Genomic DNA, 15,389 nt, shown 5'->3' with positions numbered 1-15,389 from the left:
GATACTGCATCGCACCAGCACGGTCTATGGTCTCGTATCGTGTCGCCGGGGCGACACGGCCGCCCGGTTATTTGCTAGCATCGGCGCATTTTGCTGATTTCCGGGCTGCCGGCCGCCCCGCCATGGTGCGGCATGCGCGCCGGCCGCCCTTGCCCGCCGCATGGCAACCGAACAGGAACTATCCGATTTTCTCGCCAGCGCCGAACGCCGCGCCTTCAAGCACGCGGTATTCGCGGTACGGGACGAACAGGCCGCCCTGGACATCGTCCAGGACGCGATGATCAAGCTGGCCGAAAAATACGGCGACCGCGGCCCGGCCGAGTTGCCGCCGCTGTTCCAGCGCATCCTGCAGAACACCATCCACGACTGGTTTCGCCGCCAGAAGGTGCGCAACACCTGGGTCACGCTGTTCTCGAACCTGCGCGACGAGCGCGACGGCGAGGACGCCGACCTGCTCGAGGCGCTGGAGAGCGAGCCGGGTTCGCAGGCCGCCGAGAGCAGCGCAGACCGGTTCGAGCGCGTGCAGACCATGCGCATCATCGAGGAAGAAGTGCAGCGCCTGCCCACCCGTCAACGGGAGGCCTTCCTGCTGCGTTACTGGGAGGATATGGACGTCGCGGAAACGGCCGCTGCCATGGGATGTTCCGAAGGCAGCGTCAAGACCCACTGTTCGCGCGCCACGCATGCCCTGGCGCAGGCGCTGCGCGCCCGGGGACTCCGACTATGAACAGCAGAAACGCATCCGAGATCGAGCAACGCCGCCTGGCCCGGCAGATCACCGCCATGCTGGACGCCTCCGCCAACCAGGTGCCGGCCGACATCGCCGACCGGCTGGCCGCCGCACGCCGCGTGGCGCTGTCGCGCCGCCGCGTCGAAGCGCCTCAAACATCACCCAGCCTTGCCGCGGCCGGCCCGTCGCTGCACGGCGACGCTCGCCGCGCCATGCGGCCGCTGGGCGACTGGGTGCGCCGGCTCGGCCTGGTATGGACGCTGGTCGCGCTGGCCGGCGGACTCGCCGGCATCTACCAATGGCAACAGCAGCAGCGGATCGAGGAACTCGCCGATGTCGACGCCGCCATGCTGCTCGACGAACTGCCGCCCGCCGCCTACGCGGACGAGGGCTTCCATGTCTTCCTCAAGCATGGCGAATAAGCCGGCGAGGATCCGCACGCGCCGCGGCCTGGCGCTGCTGCTGGGCGCCGGCCTTGGCGCCATGGTGCTGTGGTGCCTGACGCCGCCCGCCGCGCATGCCCACGATGCCGTCGAGCCGGGGGCCAGGGCGTCGAGCCCGGCGGCCAGGCCGGGCACCAGCGCGGCCACCAACGCGGCAGTCCGTACGGCCCGCCCCGCCTGGTCCGAGCTGACGGCGGCCCAGCAGCGCGTGCTCGCGCCGCTGGCCGGCCAGTGGAACACGCTGACCGAGGTCCATCGCCGCAAATGGCTGCGCATCGCCGCCCGCTTCCAGGAACTGTCGCCGGCCGAGCAGCAGCGCGTGCATGCGCGCATGACCGAGTGGGCGCAGTTGACGCCGGAGCAGCGCAGGCTGGCGCGCGAGAACTTCCAGATCCATCGCACCGTGCCGGTCGAGCGCAAGACCGAGGCCTGGGACCGCTACCAGCAACTGCCCGAAGCGCAGAAGCGCCAGTTGGCCGAGGCCGCCAAGGTGCCGCCGCGACCCGGCGCGGTCAGCGCGTTGCCCTCCAGCCGCAAGCCGCCGATTTCGACGACGACGCCGGCGCGGGCGGTGCCGCCCCACGCGGCGAGCGCCGCCTCGGTCCCGGCGGCGGCGAACGCTGCCGCGGCGCTCTCCGCCTCCGCGGCGCTGGTGCCGGGCGTCGCCCCGGCCAGCGGTGCCAACGTGGCGGCAGCCAGCGCGAGCCTCCCCGCCGACGCAGCCAGCGGCGCGGCGGCGGCCTCGGTGCCCGTCGCCGAAACCACGCCGCCCGCGACCACCGACACCTTCTCTCGCGGCAACTGATCCGCCCACGTCGTCCGCCGCGGCCACGCGACGGCCCCCCCACCGCTCCCGCTCCATCCCACGCACCGCCGCCGCGCCGCGCAATGCAGCGCACGGCGACGCGTTTGGCATAATGCCGCTGCCCATCTCGCCGGCGCACCGCGTTCGTCCGCGCCTCGCCCCGACTCTGTCCATGCCAGCCCATGTCCGCCAAGCCCGCCACTGACGCCGCCGAACCCCGCACCGAGCCGACCGCCGCGCGGCAGGCTCCCATGCAGGCCGCGGCGCACGCCTCGATGCACGCCTCGAAGCAGCCCACGCCGGCGGCGCCCACCATCCGCCGCCGCGTCGCCTGCATGCTGTACGAAGGCGTGCTGCTGTTCGGGGTGCTGAGCGCCTCCACCGCGCTCTATCTGCTGGCCCGGCCGCTGCTGCGGGAACTGCGCGTCGATGCGCCGCTGACCATGCAGCTGTGGAGCTTCCTGGTGATGGGCTTCTATTTCACCTGGTTCTGGCAGCGCACCGGCCAGACCCTGCCGATGCAGACCTGGCGCATCCGCGTCGAGGGCGCCGACGGCCAGCCGCCGCGCTGGCCGCGCGCGGCGCTGCGCTATCTGCTGGCCTGGCTGTGGCTGCCGCCGTCGGCGGCAGTCGGCCATGCGCTGGGCCTGGTCAAGGGGCCCTTCGTCGGCGTGCTGGCGTGCGGCCTGGCGATCTGGCTATTGCTGGCCTTCCTCGATCGGCGCCGCCAGTTCCTGCACGACCGCCTGGCCGGCACGCGGCTGGTCGACCTGCGGCCGCCGCGCCAGCCATGAAACTGACCGCCACCGCGGTGCGCCGCATCGCCGTGGCGATGCAGCTCGGCGGTGCGTACGGCGTCGCGCTGGCGCTGGTGCGGCTGGCCGGCTGGAGCTGGCCGGCGGCGCTGGCCGGCGGCATCGCCACGGTGCTGGTGCTGTTCGCGCTGTCGGTGGCGATGGCCTTCGCGATCTCGGTGGGCGGCACCGGTGCGTTCGGCGCCGGCATGCCGACGCTGCCGCCCGCGCTGCAGGCGCATCGCGCCGCCGCGCGCCTCGGTCCGGGGCGGGCCCTGCTCTGCTATCTGCGCGAATGCATCGCGGTGTTCCGCATGTTCAACTGGCTGCAGCCCTTCCGCCATCGCCAGCCGCTGGTACCGGCGACGCCGGATGCCGCGGCGGTGCGCCCGCCGGTGCTGCTGGTGCACGGCTACGGCTGCAATCGCGCGGTCTGGCTCGACCTGCAGCCGGCGCTGGCGGCGGCCGGCTATCGCTGCGAGGCGATCGACCTCGAGCCGATGCTGGCCGATATCGACGACTATGGCGACGCGCTGCTGGCGGCGACCGAAGCGCTGAACCGCAGCGCCGGCCGCGCCCCGCTGCTGCTGTGCCACAGCATGGGCGGACTCGCGGCGCGCGCGGCGCTGGCCCGTGCCCGCCGCGAGGGACGCCCGGCCGCCTGCGCGGGCATCGTCACGCTCGGCACGCCGCACCACGGCTGCACGCTGGCCAGCATCGGCAGCGGCGCCAATGCGCGCCAGATGCGCTGCGGCAACGACTGGCTGCATGCGCTCGCGCGCAGCGAAAGCCCGCGCGATCGCGCCGCGATGGTGTCGATCTTCAGCTGGCACGATTCGATCGCCGGCCCGGCCGAAACCAGCTGGCTCGACGGCGCGCACAACGTCGCGCTGGCCGGCATCGGCCATGTGTCGCTGCTGCGCGACCCGCGCGCGTTCGACGCGGTGCTGTCGGCGCTGGACCGGCTCGCGCACGCCGCGACTCCGGCTGCTTCCTGAGCGGTCTCGCCCTGATCGGTCGCCTCCTGAGCGGCCAACTTCTGACCGATCGATTTCCGTGGGCATCGCCGCTCGCCCCCCGTCGACCGCGGACCGCTTACCGCTTACCGCTTACCGCTGATCGCTGATCGCTAACGGCCGACGGCGAACCGCCGACCGCCTTTACGGTTGGTCACATGTCATTCATGTTTCCGTCATGGCGCCGTCATCGATGGCTGGCTCAATGCAGTCATTGCCGTCACCGGGGCCGCCATGGTCAGTCCACTCCGTTCCGCCCGGGCACATCTGGCCCGCGCCGCGCAGCGACTGCGCGGACGCTCCGACCCGATGCTGCCGCTGGCCGCCATTCCCGGCATGCCAGCCGCCTTCATGCCGCCCGGCCTGGACCGTGCGCCGACCACCGCCTTCCCCGCCGATACCGACCGCCTGAACCACCAGGACCGGCGCGACCCGGTTCCGGCCTCCGTCCCCTCCGCAGATCCGCCTGAAGTCGAGCGCTACCGCGCGATCTGGCTGTCAGACATCCATCTGGGCACGCCGGGCTGCCAGGCCGACTACCTGCTCGACTTCCTCAAGCACAACGAGTCCGACACGCTGTACCTGGTCGGCGACATCATCGACGGCTGGCAACTGCGGCGCGGCTGGTACTGGCCGCAGAGCCACAACGACGTCGTGCAGAAGCTGCTGCGCAAGGCGCGCAAGGGCACCGAGGTCATCTACGTGCCCGGCAACCACGACGAGGTCGCGCGCCAGTTCGACGGCCTGGCCTTCGGCGATGTGGTGGTGCGCGAGGAAGCGGTGCACGTGACCGCCACCGGCCGGCGCCTGTGGGTCGTGCATGGCGACCTGTTCGACGGCGTGGTGCAGCACGCGCGCTGGCTCGCCTATCTGGGCGACACGCTCTACACGCTGATCCTCGCGCTGAACCGGCATTTCAACCGCATCCGCGCGCGGCTGGGCTTTCCCTACTGGTCGCTGTCGCAGTACCTGAAGCACCAGGTCAAGAACGCGGTCAACTACATCAGCTCGTTCGAACACGCGATGGTCGAGGAAGCGCGCCGGCGCGGCTGCGACGGCGTGGTCTGCGGCCATATCCACAAGGCCGAGATCCGCGAGGTCGACGGCCAGCTCTACTGCAACGACGGCGACTGGGTCGAAAGCCTGTCGGCGCTGGTCGAGACCATGGAGGGCGAGCTGAAGATCGTCTACTGGACCACGCTGCGCGACCCTGCGCAGCCCGTCGCGCGCCGCATGCGCAAGAGCGCGGCGACGGTGTAGCGCCGCGCCGCATGCCGATCGATCGCTGCTGGGCAACCGATACCGCGGCGCCGCCGCAAGGACACACCATGAAAATCCTGATCGTCACCGATGCCTGGGAACCGCAGGTCAACGGCGTGGTTCGCACGCTGAAGTCGACCCGCCGCGAGCTGCAGGCGATGGGCCATACCGTCGAGCTGCTGACGCCGCTCGAATTCCGCACGGTGCCCTGCCCGACCTACCCCGAGATCCGCCTGTCGCTGCTGCCCGGCGCGGCGGTGCGCCGGCGCATCCGCGAGTTCGCGCCGGACGCGTTGCATATCGCCACCGAGGGCCCGCTCGGCCTCGCTGCGCGCCGTCACGCGGTGCGCCAGAAGCTCCCGTTCACCACCGCGTATCACACCCGCTTTCCGGAATACGTGCAGGCGCGCTTCGGCATTCCGCTGGCCTGGACCTACCGCTTCCTGCGCTGGTTCCACGGTCCCGCGCAGGCGGTGATGGCGCCGACGCCGGTGGTGCTGCAGGACCTGCACCGCTTCGGCATCGAGCATGCGGTGCTGTGGACGCGCGGCGTCGATCTCGATGTGTTCGTGCCGCAGTCGGTCAACGTGCTGAACACCGCCCACCCGATCTTTCTCTACGTCGGCCGCGTCGCGGTCGAGAAGAACGTCGAGGCCTTCCTCGCGCTGGATCTGCCCGGCTCGAAGTGGGTCGTCGGCGACGGCCCCGCGCTGCCGGCGCTGCGGGCGCGCTATCCGAACGCCAATTACCTGGGCGTGCTGAGCCAGCCCGAGCTTGCCAAGGTGTATGCTTCGGCCGATGTCTTCGTGTTCCCGAGCCGCACCGATACCTTTGGCCTGGTGCTGCTCGAAGCGCTGGCCAGCGGCCTGCCGGTCGCGGCCTATCCGGTCACCGGTCCGATCGATGTGCTGGGCGACAGCGACGCCGGCGTGATGCACGAGGATTTGCGCGAGGCCTGCCTCGAAGCGCTGCGCATCGACCGTGCCACCGCACGCGCGCACGCCGAACGCTTTTCGTGGCGCGCCGCGTCCGAACAGTTCCTCGCGCATCTGCGACCGCTGCACGGCATGCCGAACGGCCACGGCCAGACCGCGCGCCCCCGACAAGATCATGGCGAAACCCCCTCTTCCCTCCGACAACTCCGTGCCGAAGCCGACCTTGCCCCGCGAGAACGGCGACTACACGATTGAAGACAACCCCCACAAGGGCAACCGTGGCATCGCCCGCGCCTGGCGAGCCGCGGTCAATTCGCTGTCGGGCCTGCGCTATGCGGTGCTCGAGGAAAGCGCGTTCCGGCAGGAACTGACGCTGGTCGCGGTGCTGACGCCGCTGGCCTTCCTGCTGCCCGTGACCGTGGTCGAACGGATCCTGCTGCTGGGCACGCTGCTGCTGGTGCTGATCGTCGAGCTGCTCAATTCGAGCGTCGAGGCCGCGGTCGACCGCATCTCGCTGGAGCGGCACGGGCTGTCCAAGCGCGCCAAGGATTTCGGCAGCGCGGCGGTGATGCTGGCGCTGGTGCTGTGCGGCGGCACCTGGCTGGCGATCGCCGCCCCGCATGTGGTGGGCTGGCTGCGCGCGCTGATCGGCTGATCGGCTGATCGGCTGATCGGCTGGGCGGCTGGGCGGCTGGGCGGCTGAGTGGACCGCAGCGGCATGGCGCCGCGGGGCCAGCTGCGATGCCATTGCATATAATCGCAGTCCGTCCATTCGCAGCGCGCCGGTCCGTCCGTTTGCGGCCCGCGCCTGTCCTAGCTTGCCCGGCCTCATGGAATCCAAACCCCAGACCGGTCCCCGCCGCACGCGGGACCGCATCCTCGATGTCTCGCTGCGCCTGTTCAACGAGGTCGGCGAGCCCAACGTGACCACCACCACCATCGCCGAGGCGATGGACATCAGCCCCGGCAACCTGTACTACCACTTCCGCAACAAGGACGACATCATCACGTCGATCTTCGCGCGCTTCGAGCAGGAAATGGAGCGCCGGCTGAAGCTGCCGGACGACCACAAGCCGACGCTCGGCGAAAGCTGGGGCTATCTGCAGTACATGTCCGAGTTCCTGTGGAACTATCGCTTCCTGTACCGGGACATCAACGACCTGCTGGCCCGCAACCGGATGCTGGAGACCAACTTCAAGCGCATCGTCGAGCAGAAGAAGCGCTTCGCGCAGGAGATCTGCCGCCAGTTCCTCGACGACGGCGAGATGGAAGCCACGCCCGAGCAGGTCGACGCGATCTGCACCAATATCGTCGTGGTCGCGACCTACTGGCTGTCGTTCCAGTTCGTGCAGCACCCGCGCCAGTACAACGATCCCGAGCAGATCCGCGGCTACCTGCACAGCGCCAGCTACCACATCTTCTCGATCCTCGCGCCCTATCTGCGCGGCAACGCGCGCCAGGCCTTCGATCAGCTCGCGCGCGAGTTCGCCGCCGGCAAGGCGCAGGCGGAACAGTCGGGCAAGGCCGGCCGGGCCGGCGCACAGTCGCCCGCCCACCCCAAACCACGACAGGAAGGAAAGCAGTGAAATCGGTTTGCGTCTATTGCGGTTCGAGCCCCGGCAATCGCCCGGAATACGCGCAGGCGGCGCGCGCGATGGGCCGCGCGCTGGCCGACAAGGGCCTGGCGCTGGTCTACGGCGGTGGCAAGGTGGGCCTGATGGGGATGGTCGCCGATGCGGTGCTCGAACACGGTGGCACCGCGATCGGCATCATTCCCGAGGCGCTGATGCACAAGGAGATCGGCCACGCCGGCCTGACCGAGCTGCACGTCGTGCGCAACATGCACGAGCGCAAGCAGATGATGGCCGACCGCGCCGACGCCTTCGTCGCGATGCCCGGCGGCATCGGCACCTACGAGGAACTGTTCGAGACCTTCACCTGGCTGCAGCTGGGCTATCACGCCAAGCCGGTCGGCGTGCTCAATGTCGCGGGCTTCTATGACGGCATGCTCGGCTTCCTGCGCCATGCGGTCGGCGAAGGCTTCCTGAAGCCGGAACATGCCGGCCTGCTGCGCGTGGCCGACACCCCGGACGGCATCATCGAGTCGCTGGCCAACGTGCCGCAGCTGCGCGTCGACAAGTGGCAGCAGGCGCGCGACAAGACCTGAACGCCGTTTCGGTTTCGCCAGCGGGCGCGTAACGACGCGCGCTGCGTATTAGCGTCAGGACTTCGGAACTTCGAAACTTCAGAACGCCAGAATCGGAACTCAGAACGAGGATCCCGGCTGGCGCAGGAAGGCCACTTCCTCGTCGGTACTGGGCCGGCCCAGCACCGCATTGCGATGCGGGAAGCGGCCGAAGCGTTCGATCACCACGCGGTGCCGCTCGGCCCATTCGACGACATCGACCCGCCCCGCGGTGTCCTCGCGCAGCGCGGTCATCAGCTCGACCGCCGCGTGCTGGGCGTCCAGCGCTTCGGCATGCTCGAACGGCATATAGCAGAACATGCGGTGATACGGCGTCGGCAGGCAGCGATCGTCGCCGCGCTGGACCATCCGCCGGGCCAGCGCCAGCGCCTGCGCATCGGTGGCAAAGCTGCGCGGATCGCCGCGGAACATGTTGCGCGGGAACTGGTCAAGCAGCACGATGCGCGCGCAGACGGTTTCCGGCGCGACGTCGGCGGTGTTCTCGACGAACGACGACCACCCATCGGTGCCCGCATGCGCGGCTTCCCATGCGGGCAAAAATTCTTCCCGCACGCGCGCATCGAAGGCCTCGCTGCGGGTGAACCACATCGCCCGCTCGCGATCCCAGTCGGCCGAGTCGGGCGTGCCGAACCAGAACGCCAGGATGCGGGCGGCGAGGTTGTTGTGATTGATGTGGTCCATCGTTTCTCCTTGCTGCCGTCGTATCACCGCGCCACGTTGCGCATCCAGTCGGCCGTCTGGAACAGCGCCTGCAGCAGCCGCATCTGCAGATCCTCGGACAGGCCGACGTCCTGCATCGCCATCGCCATGCAGCGCATCCATTGATCACGCTCGCTGATGCCGATCTCGAACGGCAGATGGCGGGCGCGCAGGCGCGGATGGCCGAAGCGTTCGATGAAATGGTTGGGACCGCCCAGCCAGCCGCACAGGAACCAGAACAGCTTGTCGCGCGAGCCGTCCAGCGAGGGCGGATGCAGCGCGCGCAGGCCGGCGAACTCCGGCTCCAGGTCCATCAGGTCATAGAAGCGGTCGACCAGCTCGCGCACGCGCGCCTCACCACCGATCAACTCGTAGGCGGTGGGCTGCGGGGTCTGCTCGTCGGCAGCGTTGGGGGTGTCGGCAGTCTGCCGGGATACGTCGGACATTGCGGTTCGAATCAACGGAGTCGGTTTGCCGGCGATGGCGCCGCTTCATGGCACTTCGAGCCCTTCGAGCCCTGTCAGCCCTTCAAGCCTCCCGCAGCGTCGCGAGTGCCGGCTGGCGCAGCACGTCGCGCAGGCCCAGCCAGCCGCCGGCAAAAGCGCACAGCATGCCAGAAACCACGCCGACCGGCACGATCCACGGATTGAGCACATAGGAGAAGTCGAACACGAAGCGCGACAGCGCCCAGCCGACCGCGATCGCGCCGATGCTGGCCAGCAGCCCGGCCAGCCCGCCGACCACCAGGAATTCGGCGTACTGCGTCTGCTTGATGGTCGCCGCCGAGGCGCCCAGCGCCTTCAGCAGCCCGGCGTCGCGACGGCGTTCGTCGCGCGCGCCCGCCAGCGCGGCATACAGCACGGTCACGCCGGCCGCCAGCGTGAAAGCGAACAGGAACTGCACCGCCGCAATGACCTGATCCAGCACGCCCTGCACCTGCCGCAGGATCAGCTCGGTATTGACGATCGTGATGTTGGGAAAGCGCGCGCTCAGCGCATTGCCGAGCGACGCCTGCTCGGGCTTCAGGTGGAAGGCGGTGATATAGGTCTCCGGCAGCCCCTGCATCATCGACGGCGGCAGGATCACGAAGAAATTGACGCGCATCGAGCTCCAGTCCAGCTTGCGCAGCGAAGTCACCGGCGCCTCGATCTGCTGGCCCGCGACGTCGAAGCGCAGCGTATCGCCCAGCTTCACGCCCAGCGTCCTGGCGATGCCCTCCTCCATCGACGCCTCGGGCCGCTTGCCGTCGAACCAGCGGCCAGCCACCACGCGGTTGCCCTCGGGCAGCGCATCGGTATAGGACAGGTTGAATTCGCGCTCGACCAGATTGCGCGCGCGGCCCTCCTCGTAGCGCGAGGCCTGCACCGGCTCGCCGCCGATATGCGTCAGCCGGCCGCGCACCATCGGATAGAGCAGATCGTCGATGCCGTCGCGCGCCAGCATCTGCCGCAGCGGCTCGCGCTGGTCCGGCTGGATATTGATGATGAAGCGGTTCGGCGCGTCGGCCGGGGTGGCGTTGCGCCACGAATCGATCAGGTCGTTGCGGGTCATGCCGAGCAGCAGCAGCGCCATCAGGCCGACCGCCAGCGCCACCGTCTGCAACACCGTGACCGCGCGGCGGCGCTCCAGCACGGCCAGCGCAAAGCGCCAGCCCACCGCGCGCCCGGCCGCCTTGCCGCCGACCAGACGGCCGCGCACCAGCCGCGCCAGCAGCGTCAGCAGGCCGAGCGCCAGCAGCGCGAACACCACGCCGGCGCCGGCGAAGCCGCCCGCGGTCAGCAGGCCGAGCTTGAGGTCGCGCGCGGCCACCAGCAGCAGCGAGACGAAGGCGCCCAGGCCCAGCGCATAGGCGATCCACACCGATATCGGCGGCATGCCGACGTCGCGGCGCAGCACGCGCAGCGGTGCGACCCGAGTCAGCGCCAGCAGCGGCGGCAAGGCAAAGCCGATCAGCAGCACCAGCCCCGACAGCAGACCGATCACCGCCGGCAGCGCGGACGGCTGCGGCAACGACACGGTCAGCAAATTGCCGAGCGACAGCAGCAGCCCGTAATGGCCGAGATAGCCGAGCACGACGCCCAGCGCCGCGCCGAGCACGCCGACCAGCAGGAATTCGAGCCCGAAGGCCAGCAGGATCTCCCGGCGCGACAGCCCCAGGCACTTGTAGATGGCGCAGGCGTCGGTATGGCGCTGCATATAGCGGCGCGCCGACATCGCGATCGCCACCGCGGCGATCATCGACGACAGCACCGCGACCAGCGACAGGAAGCGCTCGGCCCGGTCCAGCGTCGCCCGCATCTGCGGCTGGCCCGAGTCCAGCGACTCGACGCGGGTATTGCGCAGCCCACGCCGTTCGATCTCCCCCTCCGCCCACTGGCGATAGGCCACGCCGGCCGCCTCCGGCCCCGCCACCAGCAGCCGGTAGCTGACGCGGCTGCCCCAGCCGATCAGGCCGGTCGCCTCGAGATCGGACAGCGGCAGCATCACGCGCGGCGCAAAGTTCATGAAGCCGCCGCCCCGGTCGAGCTCCTGCGTGATGATCCGTTCGATGCGGAAGCTGCGGCTGCCCAGCCGCAGCGTGTCGCCGACCTGCACGCCGAGCCCGCCGAGCAGGGCCTCGTCGACCCATACCGTGCCGGGCGCCGGGATGCCGCCGGCCGGCTCGCCGGGAGCGCCGGGCGCGGTGGCGGTCTTCAGCGTGCCGCGCAGGGGGTAGCCGGGGCTGACGGCTTTCAGCGCGGCGAGCTGGCTGGCCGGTGCATCGGCCTCGGCCGGCGCGGCGCCCTCGGCCGTGGCGGCGCCGGGCTGGGCGGCATTTCCGTTGTCCGCGCGCCCGGCACCGTTCGCGCCATTGGCGATCTGCCCGGTGGCGCCGTTGGTGGCGCCGTTGGTGGCGCCGTTGGTGGCGCCGTTGGTGGCGCCCTTGGTGGCGCCGTCGGTGGCACCGGCCGTGGTGCCGCTCGCAGCGCCGCCCGGGCTCGCCACGGTCGCCATGCTCGGAAAGGTCACCGTCTGCGCGACGGTCAGGCCCTGTGCCGCCGCCTGCGCCGCAAAGGCCGGATCGAAGGGCTGGTCGGCGACCAGCAGCACGTCGGCGCCGATCAGTTGGCGGGCGTCGCGCTCCAGCCCCTGCCGCATCCGGTCGGACAGGAAGCCGACGCTGGCCAGCGCGGCCACCGCCAGCACCAGCGCGAACAGCAGCAACGTCAACTCGCCGGCGCGCCAGTCGCGCCGCGCCATCCGCCACGCCTGCGCCCAGGGCGAGAAACGGGTCCCGGCATGGGGAACGGCGACGGGGCGTACTAGCGCAGGGGCGGCGGAGTCCGCGGCGGAATCGGTCGGCATGATGTCGTGGTCGGGTATTCGGTGTTCGGCGTATTCGAGTGTTTCGGCGTATTCGGCGTATTCGGCGTATTCGGCGTATTCGGCGGGTACTCGGGCTATTCGGCGGATATTCCGGATATTCCGGATATTCGCCTTGCTGGCGCGGATGGCGCCGGCGATGGCGCCGATCCCGGTCAGTACGCGGCGGGCGGCCCGCCCTTGCGGGTCAGCGCGCCATGCAGCTTGCGCACGCCGCGCCACAGCTTGGGCAGCAGCCACAGCGCCAGCACCAGGCTGATCGCCAGCAGCACGAAGAACACCACCGGCAGGAAGAACGCCAGCAGCAGGCTGCCGGTGGCGGTCACGTCCTCGGTGAATGAGGCCGCCCAATTCGAAAAGGGTTCCGGCGACACATTGATCAGCGCGCGGGTGCCGGCCTTGGCGGCATGCGCGGTGCCGGCCAGCGTGCCGCCGATCAGGCCGGCGATCACCATCCATTGCGGATCGAGATTGCCGAAGGCGGCGGCGGCCAGGATCGCGCCGGCGGGAATGCGCACGAAGGTATGGAAGCCGTCCCAGACCGAATCGAAGCCCGGCACCTTGTCGGCAATGAATTCGGCCAGCGCCAGCACCGCCGCCACGCCGATCACCCAGTTGGACGCCAGCGGCTGCAGCCCGGCCGGCAGATCGAGCCAGCCCATGCGGGCCAGCACGCCGGCGGCCAGCACGGCCAGATAGAGACGAAAGCCGCTGGCCCAGGACATGCCCGCGGCCAGCGCGGCGGTTTCCAGCATCGGGACGCCCTCGCAGAGTCGCGGCCGGCGGCGCCGGCCATGGGCGCAGTGTAATACGGGCCTGATCCGCGCCCCTCCGGGCCCGTCCTGGCCTGCCCGGCGCGGCTCCCGCCAAGCCTCAACCCTGCTCCCCTCTCCCGCCTAGGGAAAGGGAGAAGACCAATGGTCTCTGAGCTGCCCCTACTCCCGCCCGTCCACCCCGTACCAGGGCAGCACCTGCTCCGGCGCCAGCAGGCCGCGCTGCTCGGCCAGCGCATAGCCCGGCAGCGCGGTGATGCGGGCGCCGATCGCCGGATCGGCCAGCAGCGCCAGCAGCGCGTGGGCCCACGGCGCGAACTGGTCGGCCTTGCGCAGCGCCAGATAGTAGACCTCGCGCGTCAGCGGCACGAAGGCCAGCCCGTGCGCCTCGGCGTTGACGCGCAGGCCGAAGCCGACCTCGGCGCGGCCGGCATGCACGGCCTCGGCGACCTTTTCGTTGCTGAACTCGGGGTGGTCGTAGCCGGCGACCTGGTCGGCATACAGGCCCTGCGCCGCCAGCAGCTGGTCGAACAGCAGCCGCGTGCCCGAGCTGCGCTGCCGGTTGACGAAGCGCGCTTGCGTGCGCACCAGGTCGCGCAGTTCCCGGATCTCGCGCGCCCGCGACGGCGCGACGATCAAGCCCTGCTCGCGCGAGGCCACGGGGATCAGCCGCACCGCGGACGGGCGCAGCCATTTGCGCAGTGTCACGTGCGCGACCGATCCGGCGGTCTGGATCGGCGCGACATAGAAGCCCGCCAGCTCGGCCTGCCGCTCGTGCAGGCAGATCAGGCCCTCGACGCTGCCGCAGAACACGGTATCGAGCTGCAGGCCCTCGGGCTGCTCCTTCAGCGCCGCGGCCAGCACCTCCATCGCCGGGTCGTGGCTGCCGGAGAAATGGATGCGCGTCTGCGGCCGGGCGGCATCGTCCAGCTCCGCGGCGAACTCGGCCAGCGCCTTGCGCACCGCCGGATCGACCGCCTCGCGCAGCTTGACCTCGGCCCGCAGCAGGCGCTCGCCGAAGCGGGTCAGCGAGGCGCCGCGGCCGCGTTCCATATCGAGCATGCTGCGCCCGAGCAGCGCCTCCCAGTCGCGCATCACGCCCCAGGCATGCCGGTACGACAGCCCGACCTTGGCGGCGGCGCGATGCAGCGAACCGGTCTCGCGCACCGCCTGCAGCAGCAGGAACACCTTGCCGTTGGCACGCGGGTTGTCGTCCGTCGATACCACCGGAAACAGTTCGAAATGGAATGTCATATGTTCCGCTGTTCTTATTTACTTTGTTCTTGGAGTGCCGAGACAATCATGGCGCCCGTACAAGCTTGCGCAGATTAGCGGAAGCTTCGGATGTCGCGCATTGTCACCGAAGCGGATGGGCGCATGCAATTATGTTCAGATAAACATAACAAGAGGAATTCCGACATGCCGTTTGCCCGTCCGGGTCGCCACTCCGCCTCATCCGGCCTGACCGCCCCCTCCCACCCATTCCGCCCATTCCGCCCATTCCGCGCCGCCCGCGCTCTGCCGCGCCTGGCCGCCGCCCTGCTGTCCGCCGCCGCGCTGCTCGGCACCGGCGCCGCCTTCGGCGGCGAACTGAAGCTGGCGACCACCACCAGCACCGAAAACTCCGGCCTGCTGAAGACGCTGTTGCCGCGCTTCGAGCGCGACACCGGCGTCACGGTCAAGGTGATCGCGGTCGGTTCGGGCAAGGCAATGAAGATGGGCGAGATGGGCGACGTCGACGTGCTGCTGGTGCACGCGCGCAAGATGGAAGACGCCTTTGTCGCGGCGGGCCACGGCATCGACCGGCGCGACGTGATGTACAACGACTTCATCGTGGTCGGCCCGGCGGCGGACCCGGCCAGAATTGCGGGCAGCAAGGACGTGATTGCCGGCTTCCGCAAGATCGCCGCCAGCGGCGCCAGGTTCATCTCGCGCGGCGACAACTCGGGCACCGACCTGATGGAGAAGTCGTACTGGAAGGCGGCCGGCATCGAGCCCAAGGGCCAGTCCTGGTACGTCAACGCCGGGCTCGGCATGGGCGAGGTGCTGACGATGGCGGCGCAGATGCCGGGCTACACGCTGTCCGATCGCGCCACCTACGGCGCCTATCGCGCCAAGACGGGCCTGGCGATCGCGGTGCAGGGCGATCCGAAGATGTTCAACCCCTACGGCATCATCGCGGTCAATCCGGCCCGGCATCCCGGCATCAACTACGCCGATGCGCGCAAGCTGATCGAGTGGATCACCTCGAAGGCCGGGCAGGACGCCATCGCCAGCTACAAGGTCGACGGCGAGCAGCTGTTCTTCCCGAGCTACAAGACCGGCTCCTGAGCGCCAATCCCCGGCCTGCGCCGGCGGCCGCCGC

16 protein-coding genes are annotated in these 15,389 nt (G+C 70.1%); 11 read left to right on the top strand and 5 right to left on the bottom strand.

What is annotated here, in order from left to right; genetic code table 11:
• Positions 1-160 precede the first annotated feature (160 nt).
• From KZ686_RS08550 to KZ686_RS08505, 10 genes are all read left to right on the top strand, one after another.
• A complete protein-coding gene (locus tag KZ686_RS08550) occupies positions 161-727 on the top strand; it encodes an RNA polymerase sigma factor (protein WP_006577025.1) in 567 nt (188 codons plus the stop codon).
• Entirely contained in the window at positions 724-1,152 is a 429-nt protein-coding gene (locus KZ686_RS08545; protein ID WP_265632232.1) for a DUF3619 family protein, read from the top strand. The genes KZ686_RS08550 and KZ686_RS08545 overlap by 4 nt, the downstream gene beginning before the upstream one ends.
• The gene (locus tag KZ686_RS08540; RefSeq protein ID WP_265632231.1) at positions 1,127-1,978 is read left to right on the top strand and encodes a DUF3106 domain-containing protein; all 852 of its coding nucleotides are present in this window, start codon (positions 1,127-1,129) and stop codon (positions 1,976-1,978) included. Before KZ686_RS08545 ends, KZ686_RS08540 begins: the two co-directional genes overlap by 26 nt.
• 251 nt (positions 1,979-2,229) lie before the next feature.
• Complete coding sequence (locus KZ686_RS08535; protein ID WP_407648542.1) at positions 2,230-2,772, top strand: RDD family protein; 543 nt, start codon at positions 2,230-2,232, stop codon at positions 2,770-2,772.
• Positions 2,769-3,770 (top strand): esterase/lipase family protein, encoded by a 1,002-nt coding sequence (locus KZ686_RS08530; protein WP_265632229.1) that lies wholly within the window; start codon positions 2,769-2,771, stop codon positions 3,768-3,770. Before KZ686_RS08535 ends, KZ686_RS08530 begins: the two co-directional genes overlap by 4 nt.
• Before the next feature lie 252 nt (positions 3,771-4,022).
• Positions 4,023-5,048: a UDP-2,3-diacylglucosamine diphosphatase gene (locus KZ686_RS08525; RefSeq protein WP_149319399.1), complete on the top strand. Its 1,026-nt coding sequence runs from the start codon at positions 4,023-4,025 to the stop codon at positions 5,046-5,048.
• Between the two features lie 68 nt (positions 5,049-5,116).
• The gene (locus KZ686_RS08520) at positions 5,117-6,238 is read left to right on the top strand and encodes a glycosyltransferase family 4 protein (protein ID WP_149319400.1); all 1,122 of its coding nucleotides are present in this window, start codon (positions 5,117-5,119) and stop codon (positions 6,236-6,238) included.
• A complete protein-coding gene (locus KZ686_RS08515; RefSeq protein WP_149319401.1) occupies positions 6,159-6,638 on the top strand; it encodes a diacylglycerol kinase in 480 nt (159 codons plus the stop codon). The genes KZ686_RS08520 and KZ686_RS08515 overlap by 80 nt, the downstream gene beginning before the upstream one ends.
• A gap of 175 nt (positions 6,639-6,813) precedes the next feature.
• Entirely contained in the window at positions 6,814-7,569 is a 756-nt protein-coding gene (locus KZ686_RS08510) for a TetR/AcrR family transcriptional regulator (RefSeq protein WP_265632227.1), read from the top strand.
• Positions 7,566-8,150 (top strand): LOG family protein, encoded by a 585-nt coding sequence (locus KZ686_RS08505; protein WP_149319403.1) that lies wholly within the window; start codon positions 7,566-7,568, stop codon positions 8,148-8,150. Before KZ686_RS08510 ends, KZ686_RS08505 begins: the two co-directional genes overlap by 4 nt.
• Positions 8,151-8,249: 99 nt before the next feature.
• On the opposite strand, the gene KZ686_RS08500 is transcribed toward KZ686_RS08505, so the two are convergent.
• From KZ686_RS08500 to KZ686_RS08480, 5 genes are all read right to left on the bottom strand, one after another.
• Positions 8,250-8,870 carry a DUF924 family protein gene (locus tag KZ686_RS08500; protein WP_226109180.1) on the bottom strand — a complete coding sequence of 207 codons (621 nt, stop codon included), beginning with the start codon at positions 8,868-8,870 and terminating at the stop codon, positions 8,250-8,252.
• Between the two features lie 23 nt (positions 8,871-8,893).
• A complete protein-coding gene (locus tag KZ686_RS08495; protein ID WP_226109181.1) occupies positions 8,894-9,334 on the bottom strand; it encodes a group II truncated hemoglobin in 441 nt (146 codons plus the stop codon).
• A gap of 82 nt (positions 9,335-9,416) precedes the next feature.
• Complete coding sequence (locus tag KZ686_RS08490; RefSeq protein ID WP_407648541.1) at positions 9,417-12,128, bottom strand: ABC transporter permease; 2,712 nt, start codon at positions 12,126-12,128, stop codon at positions 9,417-9,419.
• A 278-nt stretch (positions 12,129-12,406) separates the two neighbouring features.
• Positions 12,407-13,006 (bottom strand): DUF4126 domain-containing protein, encoded by a 600-nt coding sequence (locus tag KZ686_RS08485; RefSeq protein WP_265632222.1) that lies wholly within the window; start codon positions 13,004-13,006, stop codon positions 12,407-12,409.
• A gap of 180 nt (positions 13,007-13,186) precedes the next feature.
• A complete protein-coding gene (locus tag KZ686_RS08480) occupies positions 13,187-14,278 on the bottom strand; it encodes a substrate-binding domain-containing protein (RefSeq protein ID WP_265632220.1) in 1,092 nt (363 codons plus the stop codon).
• A 165-nt stretch (positions 14,279-14,443) separates the two neighbouring features.
• Here KZ686_RS08480 and KZ686_RS08475 point away from each other — a divergent pair, with 165 nt between their 5' ends.
• Positions 14,444-15,355 carry a substrate-binding domain-containing protein gene (locus tag KZ686_RS08475; protein WP_265632219.1) on the top strand — a complete coding sequence of 304 codons (912 nt, stop codon included), beginning with the start codon at positions 14,444-14,446 and terminating at the stop codon, positions 15,353-15,355.
• Positions 15,356-15,389: the final 34 nt, after the last annotated feature.

Source organism: Cupriavidus cauae (assembly GCF_026210475.1).
In the GTDB taxonomy this organism is placed as follows: domain Bacteria; phylum Pseudomonadota; class Gammaproteobacteria; order Burkholderiales; family Burkholderiaceae; genus Cupriavidus; species Cupriavidus cauae.
Note: the sequence above shows the minus strand (reverse complement) of the source record. Positions and strands in the feature narration are given on the sequence as shown.

What these genes read in the sequence shown, in the direction of transcription:
- KZ686_RS08525 (WP_149319399.1), top strand. Translation starts at nt 4,023, where the DNA reads ATGGTCAGTCCACTCCGTTCCGCCCGGGCACATCTGGCCCGCGCCGCG.
- KZ686_RS08475 (WP_265632219.1), top strand. Translation starts at nt 14,444, where the DNA reads ATGCCGTTTGCCCGTCCGGGTCGCCACTCCGCCTCATCCGGCCTGACC.
- KZ686_RS08490 (WP_407648541.1), bottom strand. Translation starts at nt 12,128, where the DNA reads ATGGCGCGGCGCGACTGGCGCGCCGGCGAGTTGACGTTGCTGCTGTTC.
- KZ686_RS08545 (WP_265632232.1), top strand. Translation starts at nt 724, where the DNA reads ATGAACAGCAGAAACGCATCCGAGATCGAGCAACGCCGCCTGGCCCGG.
- KZ686_RS08540 (WP_265632231.1), top strand. Translation starts at nt 1,127, where the DNA reads ATGTCTTCCTCAAGCATGGCGAATAAGCCGGCGAGGATCCGCACGCGC.
- KZ686_RS08530 (WP_265632229.1), top strand. Translation starts at nt 2,769, where the DNA reads ATGAAACTGACCGCCACCGCGGTGCGCCGCATCGCCGTGGCGATGCAG.
- KZ686_RS08485 (WP_265632222.1), bottom strand. Translation starts at nt 13,006, where the DNA reads ATGCTGGAAACCGCCGCGCTGGCCGCGGGCATGTCCTGGGCCAGCGGC.
- KZ686_RS08510 (WP_265632227.1), top strand. Translation starts at nt 6,814, where the DNA reads ATGGAATCCAAACCCCAGACCGGTCCCCGCCGCACGCGGGACCGCATC.
- KZ686_RS08520 (WP_149319400.1), top strand. Translation starts at nt 5,117, where the DNA reads ATGAAAATCCTGATCGTCACCGATGCCTGGGAACCGCAGGTCAACGGC.
- KZ686_RS08535 (WP_407648542.1), top strand. Translation starts at nt 2,230, where the DNA reads ATGCAGGCCGCGGCGCACGCCTCGATGCACGCCTCGAAGCAGCCCACG.
- KZ686_RS08500 (WP_226109180.1), bottom strand. Translation starts at nt 8,870, where the DNA reads ATGGACCACATCAATCACAACAACCTCGCCGCCCGCATCCTGGCGTTC.
- KZ686_RS08480 (WP_265632220.1), bottom strand. Translation starts at nt 14,278, where the DNA reads ATGACATTCCATTTCGAACTGTTTCCGGTGGTATCGACGGACGACAAC.
- KZ686_RS08495 (WP_226109181.1), bottom strand. Translation starts at nt 9,334, where the DNA reads ATGTCCGACGTATCCCGGCAGACTGCCGACACCCCCAACGCTGCCGAC.
- KZ686_RS08550 (WP_006577025.1), top strand. Translation starts at nt 161, where the DNA reads ATGGCAACCGAACAGGAACTATCCGATTTTCTCGCCAGCGCCGAACGC.
- KZ686_RS08515 (WP_149319401.1), top strand. Translation starts at nt 6,159, where the DNA reads ATGGCGAAACCCCCTCTTCCCTCCGACAACTCCGTGCCGAAGCCGACC.